Annotated in this window: 21 protein-coding genes; 16 read left to right on the top strand and 5 right to left on the bottom strand. The window is 72.6% G+C overall.

Annotated features, from left to right (window positions below; all coding sequences use genetic code 11):
- The 6 genes from ACYVIP_RS38100 to ACYVIP_RS38125 form a co-directional block, all read left to right on the top strand.
- The coding region (locus ACYVIP_RS38100) for a D-alanyl-D-alanine carboxypeptidase family protein (RefSeq protein WP_460405522.1) at nucleotides 1-1,196 on the top strand (1,196 nt) is incomplete at its 5' end.
- Nucleotides 1,197-1,274: 78 nt separating this feature from the next.
- Nucleotides 1,275-1,460: a hypothetical protein gene (locus ACYVIP_RS38105; RefSeq protein ID WP_460405524.1), complete on the top strand. Its 186-nt coding sequence runs from the start codon at nucleotides 1,275-1,277 to the stop codon at nucleotides 1,458-1,460.
- Nucleotides 1,461-1,947: 487 nt separating this feature from the next.
- Nucleotides 1,948-2,955 carry a C40 family peptidase gene (locus tag ACYVIP_RS38110; RefSeq protein WP_460405526.1) on the top strand — a complete coding sequence of 336 codons (1,008 nt, stop codon included), beginning with the start codon at nucleotides 1,948-1,950 and terminating at the stop codon, nucleotides 2,953-2,955.
- 77 nt (nucleotides 2,956-3,032) lie between these two features.
- A complete protein-coding gene (locus tag ACYVIP_RS38115; protein WP_460405528.1) occupies nucleotides 3,033-4,373 on the top strand; it encodes a basic secretory protein-like protein in 1,341 nt (446 codons plus the stop codon).
- Between the two features lie 9 nt (nucleotides 4,374-4,382).
- On the top strand, nucleotides 4,383-5,528 hold the full coding sequence (locus tag ACYVIP_RS38120) for a glycosyltransferase family 4 protein (RefSeq protein WP_460405530.1): 1,146 nt from the start codon (nucleotides 4,383-4,385) through the stop codon (nucleotides 5,526-5,528).
- 17 nt (nucleotides 5,529-5,545) lie between these two features.
- Nucleotides 5,546-5,989 (top strand): pyridoxamine 5'-phosphate oxidase family protein, encoded by a 444-nt coding sequence (locus tag ACYVIP_RS38125; RefSeq protein ID WP_460405533.1) that lies wholly within the window; start codon nucleotides 5,546-5,548, stop codon nucleotides 5,987-5,989.
- A gap of 5 nt (nucleotides 5,990-5,994) precedes the next feature.
- Here the strand turns inward: ACYVIP_RS38125 and ACYVIP_RS38130 are convergent, their stop codons facing one another.
- The 4 genes from ACYVIP_RS38130 to ACYVIP_RS38145 form a co-directional block, all read right to left on the bottom strand.
- Nucleotides 5,995-6,390 carry a hypothetical protein gene (locus tag ACYVIP_RS38130; protein WP_460405536.1) on the bottom strand — a complete coding sequence of 132 codons (396 nt, stop codon included), beginning with the start codon at nucleotides 6,388-6,390 and terminating at the stop codon, nucleotides 5,995-5,997.
- Entirely contained in the window at nucleotides 6,387-6,692 is a 306-nt protein-coding gene (locus tag ACYVIP_RS38135; protein ID WP_460405538.1) for a hypothetical protein, read from the bottom strand. The genes ACYVIP_RS38130 and ACYVIP_RS38135 overlap by 4 nt, the downstream gene beginning before the upstream one ends.
- Nucleotides 6,689-7,708 (bottom strand): CHAP domain-containing protein, encoded by a 1,020-nt coding sequence (locus tag ACYVIP_RS38140; RefSeq protein WP_460405540.1) that lies wholly within the window; start codon nucleotides 7,706-7,708, stop codon nucleotides 6,689-6,691. Before ACYVIP_RS38140 ends, ACYVIP_RS38135 begins: the two co-directional genes overlap by 4 nt.
- A gap of 81 nt (nucleotides 7,709-7,789) precedes the next feature.
- Nucleotides 7,790-8,908 (bottom strand): AMP-binding protein, encoded by a 1,119-nt coding sequence (locus tag ACYVIP_RS38145; protein WP_460405542.1) that lies wholly within the window; start codon nucleotides 8,906-8,908, stop codon nucleotides 7,790-7,792.
- A gap of 43 nt (nucleotides 8,909-8,951) precedes the next feature.
- Here ACYVIP_RS38145 and ACYVIP_RS38150 point away from each other — a divergent pair, with 43 nt between their 5' ends.
- From ACYVIP_RS38150 to ACYVIP_RS38175, 6 genes are all read left to right on the top strand, one after another.
- Entirely contained in the window at nucleotides 8,952-9,335 is a 384-nt protein-coding gene (locus ACYVIP_RS38150; protein ID WP_460405544.1) for a polyketide cyclase / dehydrase and lipid transport, read from the top strand.
- Between the two features lie 9 nt (nucleotides 9,336-9,344).
- Nucleotides 9,345-10,133: a metallophosphoesterase family protein gene (locus tag ACYVIP_RS38155; protein ID WP_460405546.1), complete on the top strand. Its 789-nt coding sequence runs from the start codon at nucleotides 9,345-9,347 to the stop codon at nucleotides 10,131-10,133.
- 27 nt (nucleotides 10,134-10,160) lie between these two features.
- Nucleotides 10,161-10,598, top strand: coding sequence for an SRPBCC family protein (locus ACYVIP_RS38160; RefSeq protein WP_460405548.1), 438 nt, complete (start codon nucleotides 10,161-10,163; stop codon nucleotides 10,596-10,598).
- A 9-nt stretch (nucleotides 10,599-10,607) separates the two neighbouring features.
- On the top strand, nucleotides 10,608-11,780 hold the full coding sequence (locus tag ACYVIP_RS38165; RefSeq protein ID WP_460405550.1) for an ArsA family ATPase: 1,173 nt from the start codon (nucleotides 10,608-10,610) through the stop codon (nucleotides 11,778-11,780).
- Nucleotides 11,777-12,136, top strand: coding sequence for a hypothetical protein (locus tag ACYVIP_RS38170; RefSeq protein ID WP_460405552.1), 360 nt, complete (start codon nucleotides 11,777-11,779; stop codon nucleotides 12,134-12,136). The genes ACYVIP_RS38165 and ACYVIP_RS38170 overlap by 4 nt, the downstream gene beginning before the upstream one ends.
- Nucleotides 12,137-12,247: 111 nt before the next feature.
- Nucleotides 12,248-13,180, top strand: coding sequence for an ROK family protein (locus ACYVIP_RS38175; RefSeq protein WP_460405554.1), 933 nt, complete (start codon nucleotides 12,248-12,250; stop codon nucleotides 13,178-13,180).
- Nucleotides 13,181-13,187: 7 nt separating this feature from the next.
- On the opposite strand, the gene ACYVIP_RS38180 is transcribed toward ACYVIP_RS38175, so the two are convergent.
- Entirely contained in the window at nucleotides 13,188-13,670 is a 483-nt protein-coding gene (locus ACYVIP_RS38180) for a hypothetical protein (RefSeq protein ID WP_460405556.1), read from the bottom strand.
- Between the two features lie 202 nt (nucleotides 13,671-13,872).
- On the opposite strand from ACYVIP_RS38180, the gene ACYVIP_RS38185 reads away from it, so the two are divergent.
- The 4 genes from ACYVIP_RS38185 (at nucleotide 13,873) to ACYVIP_RS38200 (ending at nucleotide 17,719) form a co-directional block, all read left to right on the top strand.
- Complete coding sequence (locus ACYVIP_RS38185; RefSeq protein WP_460405558.1) at nucleotides 13,873-14,625, top strand: lysophospholipid acyltransferase family protein; 753 nt, start codon at nucleotides 13,873-13,875, stop codon at nucleotides 14,623-14,625.
- 50 nt (nucleotides 14,626-14,675) lie between these two features.
- Nucleotides 14,676-15,179, top strand: a complete 504-nt coding sequence (locus ACYVIP_RS38190) for a polyadenylate-specific 3'-exoribonuclease AS (protein ID WP_460405560.1) — start codon at nucleotides 14,676-14,678, stop codon at nucleotides 15,177-15,179.
- Between the two features lie 95 nt (nucleotides 15,180-15,274).
- Nucleotides 15,275-16,300: a 6-phosphofructokinase gene (locus ACYVIP_RS38195; RefSeq protein WP_460405562.1), complete on the top strand. Its 1,026-nt coding sequence runs from the start codon at nucleotides 15,275-15,277 to the stop codon at nucleotides 16,298-16,300.
- Between the two features lie 39 nt (nucleotides 16,301-16,339).
- Nucleotides 16,340-17,719, top strand: a complete 1,380-nt coding sequence (locus ACYVIP_RS38200) for an amidase family protein (RefSeq protein ID WP_460405564.1) — start codon at nucleotides 16,340-16,342, stop codon at nucleotides 17,717-17,719.
- Nucleotides 17,720-17,721: the final 2 nt, after the last annotated feature.

The raw sequence follows: 17,721 nt of genomic DNA on the forward strand, positions 1-17,721 counted from the left end.
CCCGCCGCGGCGACCTCGACCGGCTCACCGCCGACGCCAGCGACCGGGCGGCCGCGGTGGCCGGCGAGCTGCGCGGGGTGGTCGCCGACACCGATGCCGCCGTGGTCGCCAGGCAGCGGGAGCAGCGGGAACGTGACCAGCGCACCTCGGCGAACTGGCAGGCCTACCTCGACCCGCTGGCCGCGGCCGCCGTCGAGCCGCCACCGGCGGCCGCGCTGGCCGATCCGGCGCGCCTGCTGGCCGGGCTGAGCCGGCTGCCCGGCGCGGCCGGACCCCAGGCCGGGGTGGCGAAGATCACTAATCTGCTGGTGCTGCCGAGGGAGACCGTGGCCGCGGTGAGTGCGGCGATCGGCGCGCTCGGCAAGCCGTACGTGCCCGGCAGGGGCGGGACCGGACCGGCGGCGTACTCCTGCGACGGTCTGGTCGCCACGGTGTACGGCGCGGTGTACGGCGGTGCGGTGCCCGGCACGCTGGCCGCGCAGTTCGCCCGGCTAACGCCGGTGCCGTCGGCCGACGCGCAGCCGGGTGACCTGGTGTTTCTCGGTCCGCGACGGTACGGCGCGCAGGGCGTGGGGATCGTGCTCGACGGGCGGACGATGATCACCGCGGACGCCAGGCTGGCCGGCGTGGTGGTGGCCGACCTGCCGGGCGCGGACACGGTGCTCGGGTTCGCCAGGCCGTCGCTGCCGGCCGGGCGGGCCCGCGCGGTCCCCGAGGCCACCGACGGCGGGCTGACGTGGCGCTGCGGCGGGGTCGAGCTGCCGGCCAGGGGGCCGGGCGAGGCGCCCGGCGCGTGGGGCGGGTATCCCAACGGCTTCTTCCCGCGCACCGCGCTGTGCCCGGTCGGGGTCGGCGAGCACGTGCTGCGGTGTGACGCCGCGGCCGCGCTCGGTCAGCTTCGGCAGGCGTTCACGGCCGCGTTCGGGCGGCCGTTGTGCGTCACCGACTCCTATCGGACCTTCGCCGAGCAGGTGCGTCTCTACGGCGCCAAACCGGCGTTGGCGGCGATTCCCGGCACCAGCAACCACGGTTGGGCACTGGCCGTCGACCTGTGCGGTGGAATTCAGTCCTTCGGGTCAGCGCACTATTCCTGGATGCTGGCCAACGCCCCACGTTTCGGCTGGTCAAACCCACTGTGGGCGCGTCAGGGCAACGGTCGGGAAGAGCCATGGCACTGGGAGTTCACCGGCTGGTAGCCGCGCCGCGCGCCGAAATTGTCGGTGCCCCCTCCTAGCCTGATTGTCAGGTGGACATCAGTTCGAAAGGAGCGGGAAATGATCATCGACTGCGACAGCTGTGTGGTGCGGGGTCTGGCGTGTGGCGACTGCGTGGTGAGCGTGCTCCTCGGCGCGCCGCCCGCCATCGAGCTCGACGTGACCGAGCAGCGGGCCATCGATGCCCTTGGTCGGGCCGGCATAGTCCCTCGACTACGGCTCGAGCCGATCGAGAAATCGGCGTGATCGTCCGCCAACGCCCGGCCCCGCCGCACCGTTCGCCCAACGGTCGGATCCCGTCGCCGAGCGGAAAACACGGTTGCCACGGACCGGGTGAACTGCGATGTTGTCCTCGTCACAGAGTGCGATTAGGACTGCTCCATTGGGGGTTCCAGGGCGCACGAGAACTTTTTTCAAGGTGCCCATAGACGGGGGGACCTACTTTTCGTAACCTGTCCGAGATCTCACGGTCGACAGTCACCCACCCCGAGGGTGACTCCGTGGGTTCACCGCCGAGTCGGCCTTGTCGGGGGGCTGAGCCGGATTTCCCCTACGGTGGGGTGTGTGCGTCGATCGCGGGTCCGCAGTTGCGGCCCCTTGCGGTCCGGAGAGATGCGCACGTCCCTGTCGGCGGTTTGAGGACGAAGGAGACCCGCGCGACGTGGCGTCGCATCGAATGAAGCGCGCATTCCGGGCTGCAGTCAGTGTCACGGCCGCCATTGCCGTGGTGAGCGTGTCCCCTACGCCTGCCCTCGCGCTGCCTCATACCCAGCAGCAACCCAACAAACCAGACACCGCGTCCGAGGCTCTCGCCCAGTACGAGAAGCTGACGAAGCAGGCCGCCAAAGTGAACGAGGACCTGCTCGCGGCCCAGGACGACCTGAAGAACAAGAAGAAGGTCTTCGCCAAGGCCAAGGCCGACCTCGCCAGCGCACAGAAGGCGCAGGAGCAGGCGAAGCTCGACGAGGAGGCCTTCCGCGGTCAGGTCGACGACCTGACCAACGCCTCGTTCCAGGGTGCCCGGTTCAACAAGCTCTCCGCCCTGCTCACCGGTTCGTCCACCGAGGACTTCCTGGAGCGTGCGACGGCGTTGGGCGTGCTCGCGTCGGACAACGAGAAGGCGTTGTCCAAGCTCAGTGGTGCGGTCGACATGGCCGCCGCCGCACAGGCGAAGGCCACCGACGCCCAGACCAGGGCGAAGGACGCGACCGTCGCTTCTGAGCAGGCGCTGAAGAAGATCGAGAAGTCCGCGCGCGACCTCGAGAAGCAGAAGGAAGTCGTCAACGACGCCTACGAGGAGCTCAGCGGCGACGAGCAGGCCGAGCTCGCTGGTCCCGGTCCCGCGGACAACGGGGTCTTCCTCGGTGGTCCCGGCGCGGGTGGCTCCGCGGCGAAGGTCGCCATGGCGCAGGTCGGCAAGCCCTACATCTACGGCGACGAGGGCCCGGACACGTACGACTGCTCCGGGCTGATGCAGTACTCCTACGCGGCCGCCGGCATTCAACTGCCGCGTTCCAGCCGCGAGCAGTACAACGTCGGCACCTCGGTCGCCTACGGCGAGTGGAAGATGGGTGACCTGCTGTTCTATGGCAGCAGCGCCGGCTCGATCCACCACGTCGCGATGTACATCGGCGACGGCATGCTGGTCCACGCCTCCCAGCCGGGCGTGCCGGTGAAGACCGGCGCGGCGCCTGACGGCGGCGGGTCGGACTACTTCGCCGCCCGCCGGGTTGCCGGCTAGGGCGAAGTCAGTGGACCTCGGGGCCGGCGCGCGGTGCGTGCCGGCCCCGAGTCCTGTTTGCACCTAACATCTAGGACGTGACCAACCGGGCGGGACCGCGCACCTGGCTGGGCGCCGCGATCGCCGCGGTCCTCCTGCTCGGCATCGCCGTGGTCTCGCTGCCGGGCACCGGCCAGCCGCCATCGCCAGGCCCCGGCCGCCCGCTGGGCGCGGTCAGCCCGCAGCCCCGGGCCGACCTCACCCGCGCCGACGCCGTCACCGCCCTGCTCGACCGCCGCGCGCGGGCCGTCCAGGACCACGACGAGCGGGCGTTCCTGGCCACCATCGACCCCGAGGCCGACCCCGCGTTCCTGACCACCCAGCGGCGGCTGTTCGACAACCTCGCCGGGGTGACGTTCGACGAGTGGGCCTACCACCTCAAGCCGCACGACACGCTGGACGTGACCGACCTGCCGGACGAGGCCGCCGCCGGCGCCGACGAGGTCTGGGCGCCCGGGGTCGACCTGCGCTACGCGCTGCGTGGCGGGGACGTGACCCCGACCAGCCGCGCCATGGGCTACCTGTTCGCCCGGCACGGCGACGCCTGGTACCTGCGCTCGGACAACGCGCTGGACCGGCTCGGCAGACGCAGCTGGCGCGGGCCGTGGGACTTCGGGCCGTGCGTGGTGACCACCACCCGCAAGGGCATCGTGGTGAGCCACCCAGGGGACGAGCCGATGGTGCGGCGGCTGGTCGGCGAGCTGGACTCCTCGGTGCTCGCGGTCAGCGAGCTGTGGCCGACCAGCTGGTCGGAGCGGGTGGTGCTGATGCTGCCGGACTCCCCGAGCGAGATGCGTGCCCTGGTCGGCGCGAAGGACTTCCCGGTCGACGCGGTGGTGGCGGTCGCGGTCGCCGACCGGGTGGACAACGCCACCCGCTCGGTCACCGGGCAGCGGGTGGTGCTCAGCCCCACCGCGGTGCGGGCGCTGTCGGCCACCTCGCTGCGGGTGGTGCTGCGCCACGAGATCACCCACGTCGCGGCCAGGGCGGACACCGTGGACGGCTCGCCGACCTGGCTGCTGGAGGGCTTCGCCGACTACGTCGGCTACCGCGACAGCGGCGTCACCCTGGCCGACGGCGCGCCGGACCTGATGCGGGCGGTACGCGCGGACCGGCTGCCCAGCTCACTGCCAGAGGACCGGGCGTTCCGGATGAGCGGCCCCGACCTGGACCAGGCCTACCAGGAGAGCTGGTCGCTGGCGCGGTTCATCGCGGCCGAGTACGGCGAGCCGGGGCTCATCGAGCTGTACCGCACGCTGGCCTCGGCGGGCGCGGTGTCCGCGCGGGAGACCGACGACCTGCTGCGCGACGTGCTCGGCCTCGACCGGGCCGAGCTCGTGCGGGGCTGGCGGGAATACCTGCTGGCGGCCCTCGAGTAGGGTTTGCCGGTGCCTCGGACCCTGGTGGTGACCAACGACTTCCCGCCCCGCCCCGGCGGGATCCAGTCCTATCTGCACGCGCTGGCGACCCGGCTGCCGGACCAGGATCTGGTGGTCTACGCGCCGTCGTGGGAGCACCACACCGGTTCGCACACCGAGTTCGACGCCGCCCAGCCCTTCCCGGTCGTGCGGCACCGAGGCGGCCTGATGCTGCCGACACCGGACGTGGCCCGCCGGGCGCGCGAGATCTTCCTGGCCGAGAGCTGCGACACCGTCTGGTTCGGCGCCGCCGCGCCGCTGGGCCTGCTCGCCCCGTCGCTGCGGGGAGCCGGCGCCCAACGGGTGATCGCGAGCACCCACGGTCACGAGGTCGGCTGGTCCATGCTGCCGGGTGCCCGCCAGGCACTGCGCCGGATCGGCTCGACCAGCGACGTGGTGACCTACGTCAGCAAGTACACCCGGTCCCGCTTCGCCGCCGCGTTCGGCCGGCTGGCCGCGCTGGAGTACCTGCCATCGGGCGTGGACACCGAGCAGTTCCAACCGAACTTCGCCGCCCGCAAGGAGATCCGCGCGCGCTACGGCCTCGGTGACCGGCCGACCGCGGTGTGTGTGTCCCGGCTGTGGCCGCGCAAGGGCCAGGACATGCTGATCCGCGCGCTGCCGCTGATCAGGCAGAAGGTGCCCGAGGCGGCGTTGCTGCTGGTCGGCGGCGGGCCCTACGAGGACCGGCTGCGCACCATGGCCGACCAGCTCGGCGTCGCCAAGGACGTGATCCTCACCGGCCGGGTCCCGTGGGAGGAGCTGCCGGCCCACTACGTCGCCGGTGACGTGTTCGCCATGCCCTGCCGCACCCACGGTCGCGGCCTGGACGTGGAGGGCCTGGGCATCGTCTACCTCGAGGCGTCGGCGTCCGGGCTGCCGGTGGTGGCCGGGTTGTCCGGCGGCGCCCCGGAGACCGTCCTGGACGACGTCACCGGGCACCTCGTCGACGGCCGGGACGTGGCGCGGATCGCCGAGCGGGTGGGCAGCCTGCTGGCCGACCCCACCTGGGCGGGCGAGATGGGCGAGGCCGGCCGGCGCTGGGTCTCCCGGCACTGGCGCTGGGAGGACATCGCCCGGCGCCTGGCCCGCCTGCTGGACGGCAGCGCGTTCTGACCGCGAAGGAGTCATCGATGGTACGAGTACTGGACCAGGCCGAGCGCGAGCGCTTTCTCGCCGAACCGCACATCGGCGTGCTGAGCGTGGCCAGCGACGACGACCGGCCACCGCTCACGATCCCGATCTGGTACGCCTACACGCCCGGCGGGAACCTCACGTTCTTCACCGGGACGCAGGGGCGGCGCGCGCGCAAGACCCGGCTGCTGGAACGCGCCGGCAAGTTGAGCTTCTCGGTGCAGCGGCCGGAGCCGCCGTACCGGTATGTGACCGTCGAGTGCACGCTGGTCAGCGCGGATCGCGCGCCGGCGCTGGCCGACGTCGTCGCGATCACCAGCCGTTATCTGCCGCCGGAGATGGCCACTGGCTTCGTCGAGACCGAGCTCCGCGAGCCGACGGGCACCTTCGTGCTGTTCACCGCCCGCCCGGACCGCTGGCTGACCTCCGACTTCGCCGACTGACTCGGTCAGGTTCCCGGGGAGCCGACCGCCCAGGTCGCGGGCGTGAAGTCGTCGTCGCCGGCGCGGGGTGCCGGCGAGGTGTGTGCGTCGATCTCGGCGCGTAACCGCGCGGTCAGCTCCTCGCCGGCCACCGGGGTCAGCGCGCCGAGGCCCTCGGCCAGTGCCGTGGCCGACGCCTCCTGGGTGAGGCGGAAGATCTCGGCGGCCAGCTCGTCCGGGGGCAGCGTCACGGCCGTCGCGGACAGGGTGAGGCCGGTCAGCCTGCCATCCAGGTTGACCGTGGTCGCGATGCCGTCACCGTGCGCGGTGCACTCGATCCCGGCCAGCCGGGTGAACAGCTCGTCCACGTTGTCGTTCAGCTCGTCGACCAAGCGGTCCTCGGCGTCCGTGTCGGGGTTCACCGCACGCTCCAGGTGTCCGGCACGGTCGACTCGGCGCGTTCGGTCGTGGCCGCGTCCTGGTGCAGGCCAAGCGCGGTCAGCGACCGCTCGTCGAGACCGGTCAGCGCGTCGCGCAGGGCGTGCTTGGTCCGCTGGTTGGCCACCGCCGTCGCCTCGGCCACGGTCGCGACGATGGTCGCCGCGAGGGCGTCCTGGCCGAGTGCCAGCGCGTGCCTGGTCAGCGACAGCGACGACAGCGCGCCGCCGGGATGGACCTCGACCGTCACGCCGTCGGTCGTGCGGCTGGCGGTGATCTCACTCATCGGGGGTGGACTCCTCCGTAGAACGTGTCGCTGGACAGGGTGTGGGTCACTCGCCGCACCTGGTCCGCCGAGTTGCCCTCGAGCAACGTCACCTCGTTGCCGCGCACACTCTCGACGATCCCGATGTGCGTGCTGGTCGTCGTGCTCTGCGGGCCGGTCCCGAACAGCAGCACGTCGCCCGGCCGCGCCTGGTCGAGAGACCGCTCGCCGTAGGCCAGCCCGTGCTCCCGGCCCCACTGGTAGACGTCGCCGGTGAACGGCAGGATCCCGATGTCCACGCCGGATTTGCGCCACACCCAGGTCGCGAAGTTCGAGCACCACGGTCCGGCCGGGCCGTACTTGTTCCGGTTGCCCGGTCCCTCGCGGTAGCCGAGCTGGCCCCTGGCGATGTCCCGGATCCGCGTCCCCCGGTCGCCGCCGCGGTGGGTGTCCCGGTCCCGGCGGCGGTCGGCGGGATCGTGGTGGCCGTCGGCCTCGATCGCCCTGGTCAGCCCGCGCAGCTCCGCGGCCGCGTCCGTCAGCTGGCCGCGGACCGCGCGCACGTGCCTGGTCGACTCGTTGGTGTAGGTCCGGACCAGGTCGGCGACCTGACCGGCCGCCCGGACCAGCGCCGCCCGCGCGCCCGCCCCGGTGACCGCCTTGGCGGCGTCGAGCACCTGGGTCGCGGTGGTCGTGTACTCCTCGACCAGGTGGGCCACCGCGCGGTGGTTGGCCCGCAGCGAGGCCTCCGCGCTCGCGACGATCTTCTCGGCCCGTTCGGCCGAGGTCGCCGTCGCCCGCAGGCCCTTGGTCAGCCGGCGTGCCCGCCGGTCGAAGCCGTCGGCGGCGCGGCCCTCCCAGAACCCGGTGGCGGTCGCCGCCCCGGTGCGGTGGTCGTCGTGGTGGCGCTCGACCGTCCGCGCGGTCGCGCTGAGGGCGGCCAGCGCCCGGTTGGCGTCGTCGGCCTTGCCGGCGAGCGTGTTGCGGTGCGCGATCAGCTGTCCGGCGATCTCGCGCGCGATACCCCTGCTGTCCATGCCGTCCACCTTCACCGGTGACGGCCACCCTGCCCAGCGACGGTGCACGCACGGACACACCGGCTGCACGCCGGGGCGGGACTATCCCGCGACGGACTCCGACCGGGGCAGCGCGCGCACGCCGATGCCGATGCCCCGGTAGAACCGCGCCACCGCCGGGTCCAGCGGCGCGCCGGTGGTGATCGCCGCGACGCACCGGCCGCCGAAGCTCGCCCGCAGCTTCGGGTACACCACCGTGTCGGCCACCGCGTGCTTGAGCCGGATCGCGAGCGAGCGCCGTCCGCCGCCGTACTCGGCGGCCACCGCCGCGGCCGCGTCGAACACCGTGGCCCGGCCCTCGTCGGCGGCCCGCGCCCGTGCGGTGGCGTGCAGCGCGCGCAGCAGCTCGGTGCCCGCGACGATCACCCTTGGCCGGAAGATGCCCAGCTCGGTGGTCAGGTTGTCGGTCAGGTTGGGCCCGTGGCCGAGCGTGGTCCTGGTGTAGACGCAGGCGATCGACAGGATCCGCGCCGACAGGTCGGCCAGCGGCAGCAGCACCAGCAGCGAGTTGCCGGCCCGCAGCAGTGGCGCACACGTGGCGATCGCGGCCCGGACCTCGGCGAGCAGCTCACCATGGGTCAGCTCCACCCGTTTCGGCTGGTCGACATCCATCGGGTAGACCAGGGTGGCGACCGCGTCGGTGCCGACGTCGAGCCTGCGCCGGTGCGCGGTGTGCTCGTCGACCTCGCCGGCCAGCTCGGTCAGCTCGGTGACCGCGGGCACCACCTCGCCGGTGGGGTCCTCGGCGTCCAGCTGCCACACCCAGCCGATCTCGGGCAGCCGGTCGACCATCCGGCGCAGCGTGGCCCGGTGGCCGGAGTGCTCGAGCACCACCGCGCACGCGCCGGAGTCGGACAGGATCCACTCGATCCGCTCCGGGCTCGCGGCCGGGTCGATCGGGACCGTCTGGCAGCCGGCCGACCACGCGGCGAAGTCGAACAGCGTCCACTCGTACCGGGTGCCGGCCAGCAGCGCGATGCGGTCGCCCGGCCGCAGCCCGGCGGCGATCAGGCCGCGCGCGAGGTCGTGTACCTGGGCGGCGAACTCGCGCGTGGTCACGTCCAGCCAGGAGCCGCCGGTCCGGCGCCGGACGCCGATCGTGCCCCCGAACCGCTCCGCGTTCGCTCTGACCATGTCGGTCAAGCTCTCCTGGTCGGTCACACCAGGCAAACTAGCGCGTTGGCGTCCGTGCCATGCTGCATGGGTGCCAGCGGTGGATGTGATCGACGAGACGTTCCTCGTTGTGCCGCCGGGAACGGTGGCCGCGGTGTTCGCCGATCCCGGTGCCTGGCGGCGGTTCTGGCCGGATCTGCGGCTCGAGGTCTACGCCGACCGGGGCGTCGAGGGCCTGCGCTGGACCGTGCGCGGCGCGCTGGTCGGCACGATGGAGGTCTGGCTCGAGCCGGTGCTGGACGGCACCGTGCTGCACTACTTCCTCCGTGGCGACCTGCCGCCCGGCCGCGTGCCCAGCCGTGGCCGCCTGGCCAGGGAGAAGACCCGCCGGCAGCTGGCCGCCAAGTCCGTCGCGCTGGAGCTGAAGACGATCCTCGAGGACGGGCGGCCACCTGGATGCCCGCCGGGCAACTAATCTGCCCATGTGCGGGTTCACGTGGTCTCAGACGTGCACGGCAACGTCGAGGCGTTGGCGAAGGCCGGGGACGGCGCCGACGCGCTGCTGATCCTCGGTGACCTGATCGACTTCGTGGACTACCACGACCACGCCGGCGGGATCATGGGCGCGGTGTTCGGGCCGGAGAAGGTCGCGGAGTTCGCACGGCTGCGCAGGCTGCGCCTGCACACCGAGCTGGCCGAGTACTCCAGGAGCCTGTGGACCGGCATCGCCGACCCGGCCGCGGTGGTCGAGGAGGCGGTGCGCGACCAGTACCGGCGGTTGTTCGAGGTGCTGCCGGCGCCGGCCTACGCCACTCCGGGCAACGTCGACGTGCCGGCGCTGTGGCCGGAGTTCGCCGGTGAGGGCCTGCGGATCGTCGACGGCGAGGTGGTGGAGCTGGGCGGGCTGCGGTTCGGCTTCGTCGGCGGCGCGCTGCTGGCGCCGAACACGCCCCCGTACCGGGGCGGGGTGTTCCGCTCGTACCTGCGCACCCCCGAGGACTTCGCCATCGGGGTCGCCGCGCTCACCGACGTGGACGTGCTGTGCAGCCACGTCCCGCCGGACGTGCCGGAACTGACCTACGACGTGGTGGCCCGCCGGACCGAGATGGGCTCGGCGGCGCTGCGCGAGCAGATCGTCGCGCAGCGGCCGAGGTGGGCGCTGTTCGGTCACGTGCACCAACCGCTCGCGCCCCGAATGCGACTCGCGTTCACCGAATGCGTCAATGTCGGCCATTTCCAGCGCACCGAACGGCCCTACGTGCTGCGCTGGTAGGGGGTGGCACCGGGTAGCCTGCGCCACATGGCCGATGAGTCCACCCAGTCCATCGTGGTCGACGCGCCGCCAGCGGAGATCATGGCGGTGATCGCGGACTTCCCCGCGTACCCGGAATGGGCCAACGCGGTGAAGCAGACCGAGGTGCTCGCGGACGGCCAGGAGGGCAGGGCCGAGCAGGTGCGGTTCACCCTGGACGCCGGCCCGTTCAAGGACGTCTACACCCTGGCCTACGACTGGGCAGGCGACGGGCTGTCGGTGAGCTGGACCCTGGTCAAGGGCCAGATGCAGCGCTCGCAGAACGGCCGCTACCTGCTCACCCCGGATGGCGACCGGACCACGGTCACCTACACCCTCGCCGTTCAGCTCGCGGTCCCGATGATCGGTCTGTTCCGCCGCAAGGCCGAGAAGATGATCATGGACATCGCGCTCAAGGAGCTCAAACGTCGAGTTGAGGGCGCCTAGGTGCACTAGGTGGGTCGGACGCGGATCCTGCTGTTCACCGGCAAGGGGGGAGTCGGCAAGACCACCCTCGCCGCGGCGACGGCCGCCCGCTTGGCGGTCGGCGGGCACAAGGTGCTGGTCTGCTCCGCCGATCCGGCGCACTCCCTCGGCGACGCCTTCGACCGGCGGCTCACCGGCGAACCATCCGAAGTGGACACCTGTCTGTACGCGGCGCACGTGGACGCGCGCGGGTTGGTCGACCGGTCGTGGCAGGAGCTGCGCCGCCAGTTGCGCGGCGTGCTCGCCGGCGCCGGGATCGACGAGCTGGACGCGGCCGAGCTGACCGTGCTGCCCGGGGTGGACGAGCTGGTCTCGCTGACCGAGGTCGCCAGGCTGGCCCGCGAGGGCCCGTGGGAGGTCGTGGTCGTCGACTGCGGTCCGACCGCGGAGACCCTGCGGCTGCTGGCCCTGCCGGAGGCGATCGCCGGCTACGTCGAGCGGCTGCGCGGCCCGGCGCGGCTGGCGTCCCGGTCGACCGCCGACGCGGTCAGCAGGCTGGCCGAGCACCTCGGCGGGCTGCGTGCGCTGTTGGTCGACCCGGCGGTGACCAGCGTGCGGGTGGTGCTCACCCCGGAGCGGCTGGTGGTCGCCGAGACCAGGCGCACGCTCGCGGCGCTCGCGCTGCGTGGGATCCAGGTCGACGGGCTGATCGCGAACCGGCTGGTGCCCAGGGCGAGCAGGTGGCGCGGGCCGGCGGCGAGCTGGCTGCGCACCCGGCGGGCCGAGCAGGACGCGGTGCTCGCCGAGCTGGTCGCCTCGACCACGTTGCCGGTGCACCTGGTGGAGCACCGGCCGGTCGAGCCGGTCGGCACCGGCCAGCTGCTGGAGCTGGCCGACGAGCTGTACGGCGAGGCCGACCCGCTCGCGGTGCCCTTCGGTGGCGCGCCGCCGCGCCCACTGCTGAGCATCCGGACGATCTCGGAGTCCGTGCACGAGCTCGGCATCGCGTTGCCGCTGGCGGACTCCAGCGACCTCGACCTGGCCAGGGTCGGCGACGAGTTGGCGATCACGGTCGACGGGGTGCGCCGGCTGGTGGCGCTGCCGGTGTTGTTGCGCCGGCACACCGTGGTGGACGCGGCCGCGGACGGCGATGGGTTGGTACTGCGGTTCGAGGCCGTCGACACCTCTGGAGGGCTCGCGTGACCGACCGCGCCGATGCGGGTACCCGACTGGTGGCGGAGCTGCGGCTGTTGCTCGACGCCGTGTCCGAACGGGCCGGGCCGTGGCTGGACCGGGCGGCGGCGTCCGGGGCGGACTGCGGGTGGTGTCCGGTGTGCGCGGTGGTCGCGCTGGTGCGCGGCGAGCCCAACCAGCTCGCCGCGCGCGGCCTGGAGCACGCCGCCGACCTGGTGGCGTTGCTACGGGCGGTACTGGCCGACCGCTGGGAGCCGGGCACGCCACACATGCCGGGCTTCACCCCGGCCGACGAGCCCCGCCCACCCGGCCGCCCGAAAGTCCAGCCGATCCCAGTACGCCGAAACGGCTCCGCGATGCCCTGAATGGGGCATTGACGACGTTCAACGTCCTGAATGGGGCATTCAGGGCAGTTGACCCGGGCCGGGCGGCCAATCAACACAGCACGGGAGTGACCCATCAAGCAGCGGGCGAAGATGACCATCGGGGTTGATATCGGTGGGACCAGTGTGCGGGCTGGGGTGGTCGACCGGTACGGCACGGTGCTGGACACCGCGCGGGCGCCGACGCCGACCAGTGAGGCGGCACTGGAGGCGGCGATCGTGGCCGCGGTCGGCGGGCTGGCGGCCAGGCACCGGGTGAGCGCGGTGGGACTGGCCGTCGCCGGGTTCGTGGCGACCGACCGGCGCTCGGTCATGTTCGCGCCGCATCTGGCGTGGCGCGACGCCCCGGTCGCCGACCGGATCTCCGAGCGGCTGGGGCTGCCGGTCGTGCTGGAGCACGACGCGAACGCCGCGGTGTTCGCCGAGCACCGGTTCGGCGCCGCCAGGGGCGCGGGGGTCGCGTTGCTGGTGGCCGTCGGCACCGGCATCGGCGGCGGCCTGCTGCTGGACGGGAAGGTGTTCCGCGGCGCCTACGGCGTCGCGCCCGAGCTGGGGCATCTGTCGCTGGTGCCCGGCGGGCGCCCGTGCCCGTGCGGCAAGACCGGCTGCTGGGAGCGCTACTGCAGCGGCACCGCGCTGGCCACCACCGCGGTCGAGCTGCTCGCCCGCCACCCCGGCCGCTCGACCGTGCTCGACCGGGAGGTCGCCGGCGACAAGCGGGCGGTCACCGGCAGGAAGGTGGCCGCCGCGGCCAAGGACGGCGATCCGCTGGCCCAACGGGCGATGGCCGAGCTGGCCACCTGGCTCGGCGAGGGCCTCGCGCTGGTCGCGGACATCTACGACCCGGAGATCGTGGTGATCGCCGGCGGGGTGTCGGAGTCGGCGACGCTGTTCCTCGACGACGCCAGGGAGCACTACAAGCGGCGGGTCACCGGCGCCGGGTACCGCCCGCTGGCGCGCATCCGCACCGCCCAGCTCGGCGACGACGCGGCGCTGGTCGGCGCGGCCACGCTGGCCGCGGAGTGAGGCGGTCTCAGAGCTGCGCGCCGTCGTCCCGGTCGCTGTCGTGACGGGGGTTCTTGCGCACCCGCAGAAGCAGCAGGACGCCGCCACCGATCAGCGCGATCAGCGCGATCGGGGTGCCGACCTGGGGTGCCAGCCCGATCAGCCCCGGCGCGAACAGCAGCAGCACCGCCACCACGATCAGCACCAGTGCCACGATCGTCAGCGGGCGCAGCCGGGGCAGCGGCGGCGGCTCCGGCGGCACGTAGTGCTCCTCGTCGGTGCCCCAGCTCCAGTCCCATTCGGTCTCCGAGCCGCGCCAGGCCGCCGGCGGGGGCGCCGCCGGCCGGGGGGACTCGGCGGTCGGCTGCTCGTCCGGCGGACCGCCGGCCATGGCGGTATCGCCGGCCGGCTCTGGCTCCTCCGGGTCGGGCAGCTTGCCAACGCCCTCGCGTTCGAGCCCCGCCACGATCTCCGCGAACGCGGCGTCGACATCCTCGGGCCGGTCGGGCACCTGGGCCTCCTTGGTCAGGCACGTGCAGGTGATGTGGCCATCGTCGCACGAACTGGATCGGGTGTGCTCCGATCTCCATGGCTTGTCTACTGTTACATGTTCCGACTTTCGGGTAACACAGCATTGTGTCGTCCCTACACCCTTCGTACGCTCGTCGAACGGCCGGGAGACTCAGGAGGCGCGGGTAGCGGTGTACTGGTTGATGAAGCACGTGTTTCTCGGACCACTGCTGCGGCTGTTGTTCCGGCCGGAGGTGGAGGGTGAGGAGAACGTCCCGACCACCGGGGGTGCGCTGCTCGCGAGCAACCATCTCGCGGTCGCCGACTCCTTCTTCCTGCCGCTGATGCTCAGGCGGCGGGTCACCTTCCCGGCCAAGCTGGAGTACTTCACCCAGCGGGGGCTCAAGGGCAGGTTCAAGAAGTGGTTCCTCACCGGGATGGGCCAGATCCCGATCGACCGCTCCGGCGGCGCCGCCGCGCAGGCCGCGCTGGACACCGGCACCCGGCTGCTGAGTGAGGGCCACCTGCTCGGCATCTACCCCGAGGGCACCCGCTCACCGGACGGCCGGCTCTACAAGGGCAAGACCGGGCTGGCGCGGATGGTGCTCGAGTCGCGGGTGCCGGTGGTCCCGGTGGCGATGTTCGACACCGACAAGGCCAACCCCATCGGCTCGCGGATGTGGCGTCCGCACAAGATCCGCATCCGGATCGGCAAGCCGATGGACTTCTCCCGCTACGAGGGGCTGGCCGGCGACCGGTTCGTGGAGCGCTCCATCACCGACGAGATCATGTACGCGCTGATGGAGCTCTCCGGCCAGGAGTACGTCGACATGTACGCCGCCAAGGCCAAGGAGCTGCAGGCCGCCGAGGAGAACGGGCAGCCGCCCGCGCTGCCGACCCAGCAGCGGCGGTCCGCGCAGGACGCCGATCGCATCCCCGAGACCGAGGCCGGCTGAGTCGCGGTCCACGTTCGACAGGCATCCGGCGTCATAGGAGAAACAGCAGAGTGCGCTATTTTTACGATTGCGAATTCATCGAGGACGGGAACACGATCGAGCTGGTGTCGATCGGCGTCGTCGACGAGGACGGGCGCGAGTTCTACGCCGTGTCCACCGAGTTCGACCCCAACCGCGCCGGCCAGTGGGTCCGGGACAACGTCCTGGACAAGCTGCCGCCGCCGGCCGACCAGGCGTGGTGTGACCGCGCGACCATCCGCGACGAACTGCTCAAGTTCCTCAACCGCGGCCGGCACCGGGTCGAGCTGTGGGCCTGGTTCGCCGCCTACGACCACGTCGCGCTGGCCCAGCTGTGGGGCGACATGCCGGCCCTGCCGCGCGAGCTGCCCCGGTTCACCAGGGAGTTGCGCCAGCGGTGGGAGGACGTCGGCAAGCCCGTGCTGCCGAGCCCGCCCAAGGACGCGCACGACGCGCTCGCCGACGCCCGGCACAACCTCGCGCGGTGGAAGGTGATCGACGCGGAGTGGGTTCGCCAAGGCTTCAGCGAACGTTGACCGTACCTGGTTGCTGCACCGATCCAGTAGGTGAAAGGCTACGGGTCCAACAGGCGGTATCAGTCCGCACAAGCAGCCGGATGGAGGATCAGCACATGCGCGTCGGCTTGCTCACCGGTGGCGGTGACTGTCCAGGACTCAACGCGGTCATCAGGGCCGTTGTCCGCAAGGGAATCGAGGCCCACGGTTGGGAGACCGTCGGCTTCCGCAACGGCTGGCTCGGGCCGATCGAAGGCCTGCTCAAGCCGATCGGGCTTGACGACGTCGAGGACATCCTGACCAGGGGCGGCACCATCCTCGGCTCGTCGCGGACCAACCCCTACCGGGTCGAGGGCGGCGTCGAGCGGATCAGGGCCACCCTCGCCGAGCACGGTGTCGACGCGCTGATCGCGATCGGCGGCGAGGACACCCTCGGGGTCGCCAAGCGGCTCACCGACGACGGCATCGGCGTGGTCGGCGTGCCCAAGACCATCGACAACGACCTGGGTGCCACCGACTACACCTTCGGCTTCGACACCGCGGTGCACATCGCGACCGAGGCCATCGACCGGCTGCGCACCACCGCCGAGTCCCACCACCGGGCGCTGGTCGTCGAGGTCATGGGCCGGCACGCGGGCTGGATCGCGCTGCACTCCGGCCTGGCCGGCGGTGCCAACGTGATCCTGGTGCCGGAGCGGCAGTTCTCCGTCGACCAGGTCGTCTCGTGGGTCGAGCGCCGGTTCGAGCGCGAGTACGCGCCGATCATCGTGGTCGCCGAGGGCGCGCTGCCAGAGGGCGGCGAGGAGACGCTGGTCACCGGGGAGAAGGACGCGTTCGGGCACGTGCGGCTCGGCGGCATCGGCACCTGGCTGGCCGAGGAGATCGCGCACCGCACCGGCAAGGAGTCCCGCGCGGTCGTGCTCGGGCACGTACAGCGCGGCGGCACCCCGACCGCCTACGACCGGGTGCTCGCCACCCGGTTCGGTCTGCACGCGGTGGACGCCGTGCAGGACGGCGACTTCGGCGTGATGGTCGCTCTGCGGGGCACCGACATCGTCCGGGTCAAGCTGGCCGAGGCGACCGCGGAGCTCAAGACCGTGCCGCTCGAGCGTTACCTGGAGGCCGAGGCCTTCTTCGGCTGAGCGCTGTGGCCGACCCGGTGGCAGCGCTAGGGTCCTGGCATGGATCTCGATGAGCTGCGGTGGGCGGGCGCCGACGCGCAGGCGCAGGCGTTACGCGACGGCGTGGTCACGGCCCCCGATCTGCTCGAGGCGGTGCTGGCCAGGGCGGCGGCGGTCAACCCCCGGCTGAACCTGTTCCGGGCGGTCTACGCCGAGTCCGCGCGGGCCTCGGCGGTCGAGGCGCAGCGCAGGCTCGACGCCGGGGAGCGGACCCCGCTGCTCGGCGTGCCGGTCGCGGTCAAGGACGACACGGCCGTGGCCGGCGAGGTCACCACGCGCGGCGGGCGTGCCCAGGGGCCGCCCGCGGCGCGGGACTCGCCGACGGTGGCCCGGCTGCGGGCGGCCGGCGCGGTCATCGTCGGGCACACGAACATGCCCGACCGGGGGCTGTGGCCGTTCACCGAGACCCTCACCCACGGCGCGACCCGCAACCCGTGGAACCCCGACCACACCACCGGCGGCTCGTCCGGCGGCTCGGCGGGCGCGGTCGCCGCCGGCATCGTCGGCCTGGCCACCGGCACCGACGGCGGCGGCTCGGTGCGCATCCCGGCGAACTTCTGCGGGGTGTTCGGGTTGAAGACCACTCGCGGCCTGATCGAGATGGAGCCGGACGGCAACGAGCACTGGCACGGCCTGACCGTGGTCGGCCCGCTCGGCCGCCGGGTGGCCGACGCGGCCGCCATGCTCGACGTGGTCACCGACGAGGACGGCTACCGCGACGCCGTCGACGCCGACCCGGGGCCGCTGCGGATCGCGCTGTCCTGGTACGCCCCACTCGGCAAGCGGCCGCCCGTCGAGGCCGCCCGCAAGCAGGCCGTGCTGGAGATGGCGCGCCGCCTGCGCGACCTTGGCCACGAGGTGACCGAGGCCGACCCGCCGCTGGGGCTGCGGCCGAGCAGCCAGTTCATGGCCCGCTACCTGCGCGGGATCTCCGACGACGCCGCCAGCCTGCCGCACCCGGAGTGGCTGGAGCCGCGCACCCGCCGGGCCGCCGCGATCGGCCGGCGCATCCCGGACAGCACGCTGGCCAGGACCCTGGCCGCCGAGGCACGGCTGGACACCGCGCTGCGGGAGTTCTTCGGCGGCTACGACGTGCTGCTGGCGCCGGGCTGGACCACCAGGCAACCGGCGATCGGCCGTTTCCACGGCGCCGGCGCGGTACACACCCTGGCCGCGCTGACCAACCCGATCGCCTACTTCCCGCTGTGGAACGTGGTCGGCTACCCGGTGGCCGCCGTCCCGGTCACCCGCGACGAGGCCGACCTGCCGATCGGTGTCCAGCTGGTCGGGCCGCCGCGCAGCGAGCACCGGCTGCTGTCGCTGTCCGGCCAGCTCGAGCGCGCCCACCCGTGGGCGGGCGACCGGCCGGCCGACGGGTAGGC

This window comes from Actinophytocola sediminis (assembly GCF_054779715.1).

Bases quoted from the DNA above. Each gene is read 5' to 3' on its own strand.
- ACYVIP_RS38200 (WP_460405564.1), top strand. From the start codon at position 16,340: ATGGATCTCGATGAGCTGCGGTGGGCGGGCGCCGACGCGCAGGCGCAG.
- ACYVIP_RS38160 (WP_460405548.1), top strand. From the start codon at position 10,161: ATGGCCGATGAGTCCACCCAGTCCATCGTGGTCGACGCGCCGCCAGCG.
- ACYVIP_RS38140 (WP_460405540.1), bottom strand. From the start codon at position 7,708: ATGGACAGCAGGGGTATCGCGCGCGAGATCGCCGGACAGCTGATCGCG.
- ACYVIP_RS38125 (WP_460405533.1), top strand. From the start codon at position 5,546: ATGGTACGAGTACTGGACCAGGCCGAGCGCGAGCGCTTTCTCGCCGAA.
- ACYVIP_RS38135 (WP_460405538.1), bottom strand. From the start codon at position 6,692: ATGAGTGAGATCACCGCCAGCCGCACGACCGACGGCGTGACGGTCGAG.
- ACYVIP_RS38185 (WP_460405558.1), top strand. From the start codon at position 13,873: ATGAAGCACGTGTTTCTCGGACCACTGCTGCGGCTGTTGTTCCGGCCG.
- ACYVIP_RS38195 (WP_460405562.1), top strand. From the start codon at position 15,275: ATGCGCGTCGGCTTGCTCACCGGTGGCGGTGACTGTCCAGGACTCAAC.
- ACYVIP_RS38105 (WP_460405524.1), top strand. From the start codon at position 1,275: ATGATCATCGACTGCGACAGCTGTGTGGTGCGGGGTCTGGCGTGTGGC.
- ACYVIP_RS38175 (WP_460405554.1), top strand. From the start codon at position 12,248: ATGACCATCGGGGTTGATATCGGTGGGACCAGTGTGCGGGCTGGGGTG.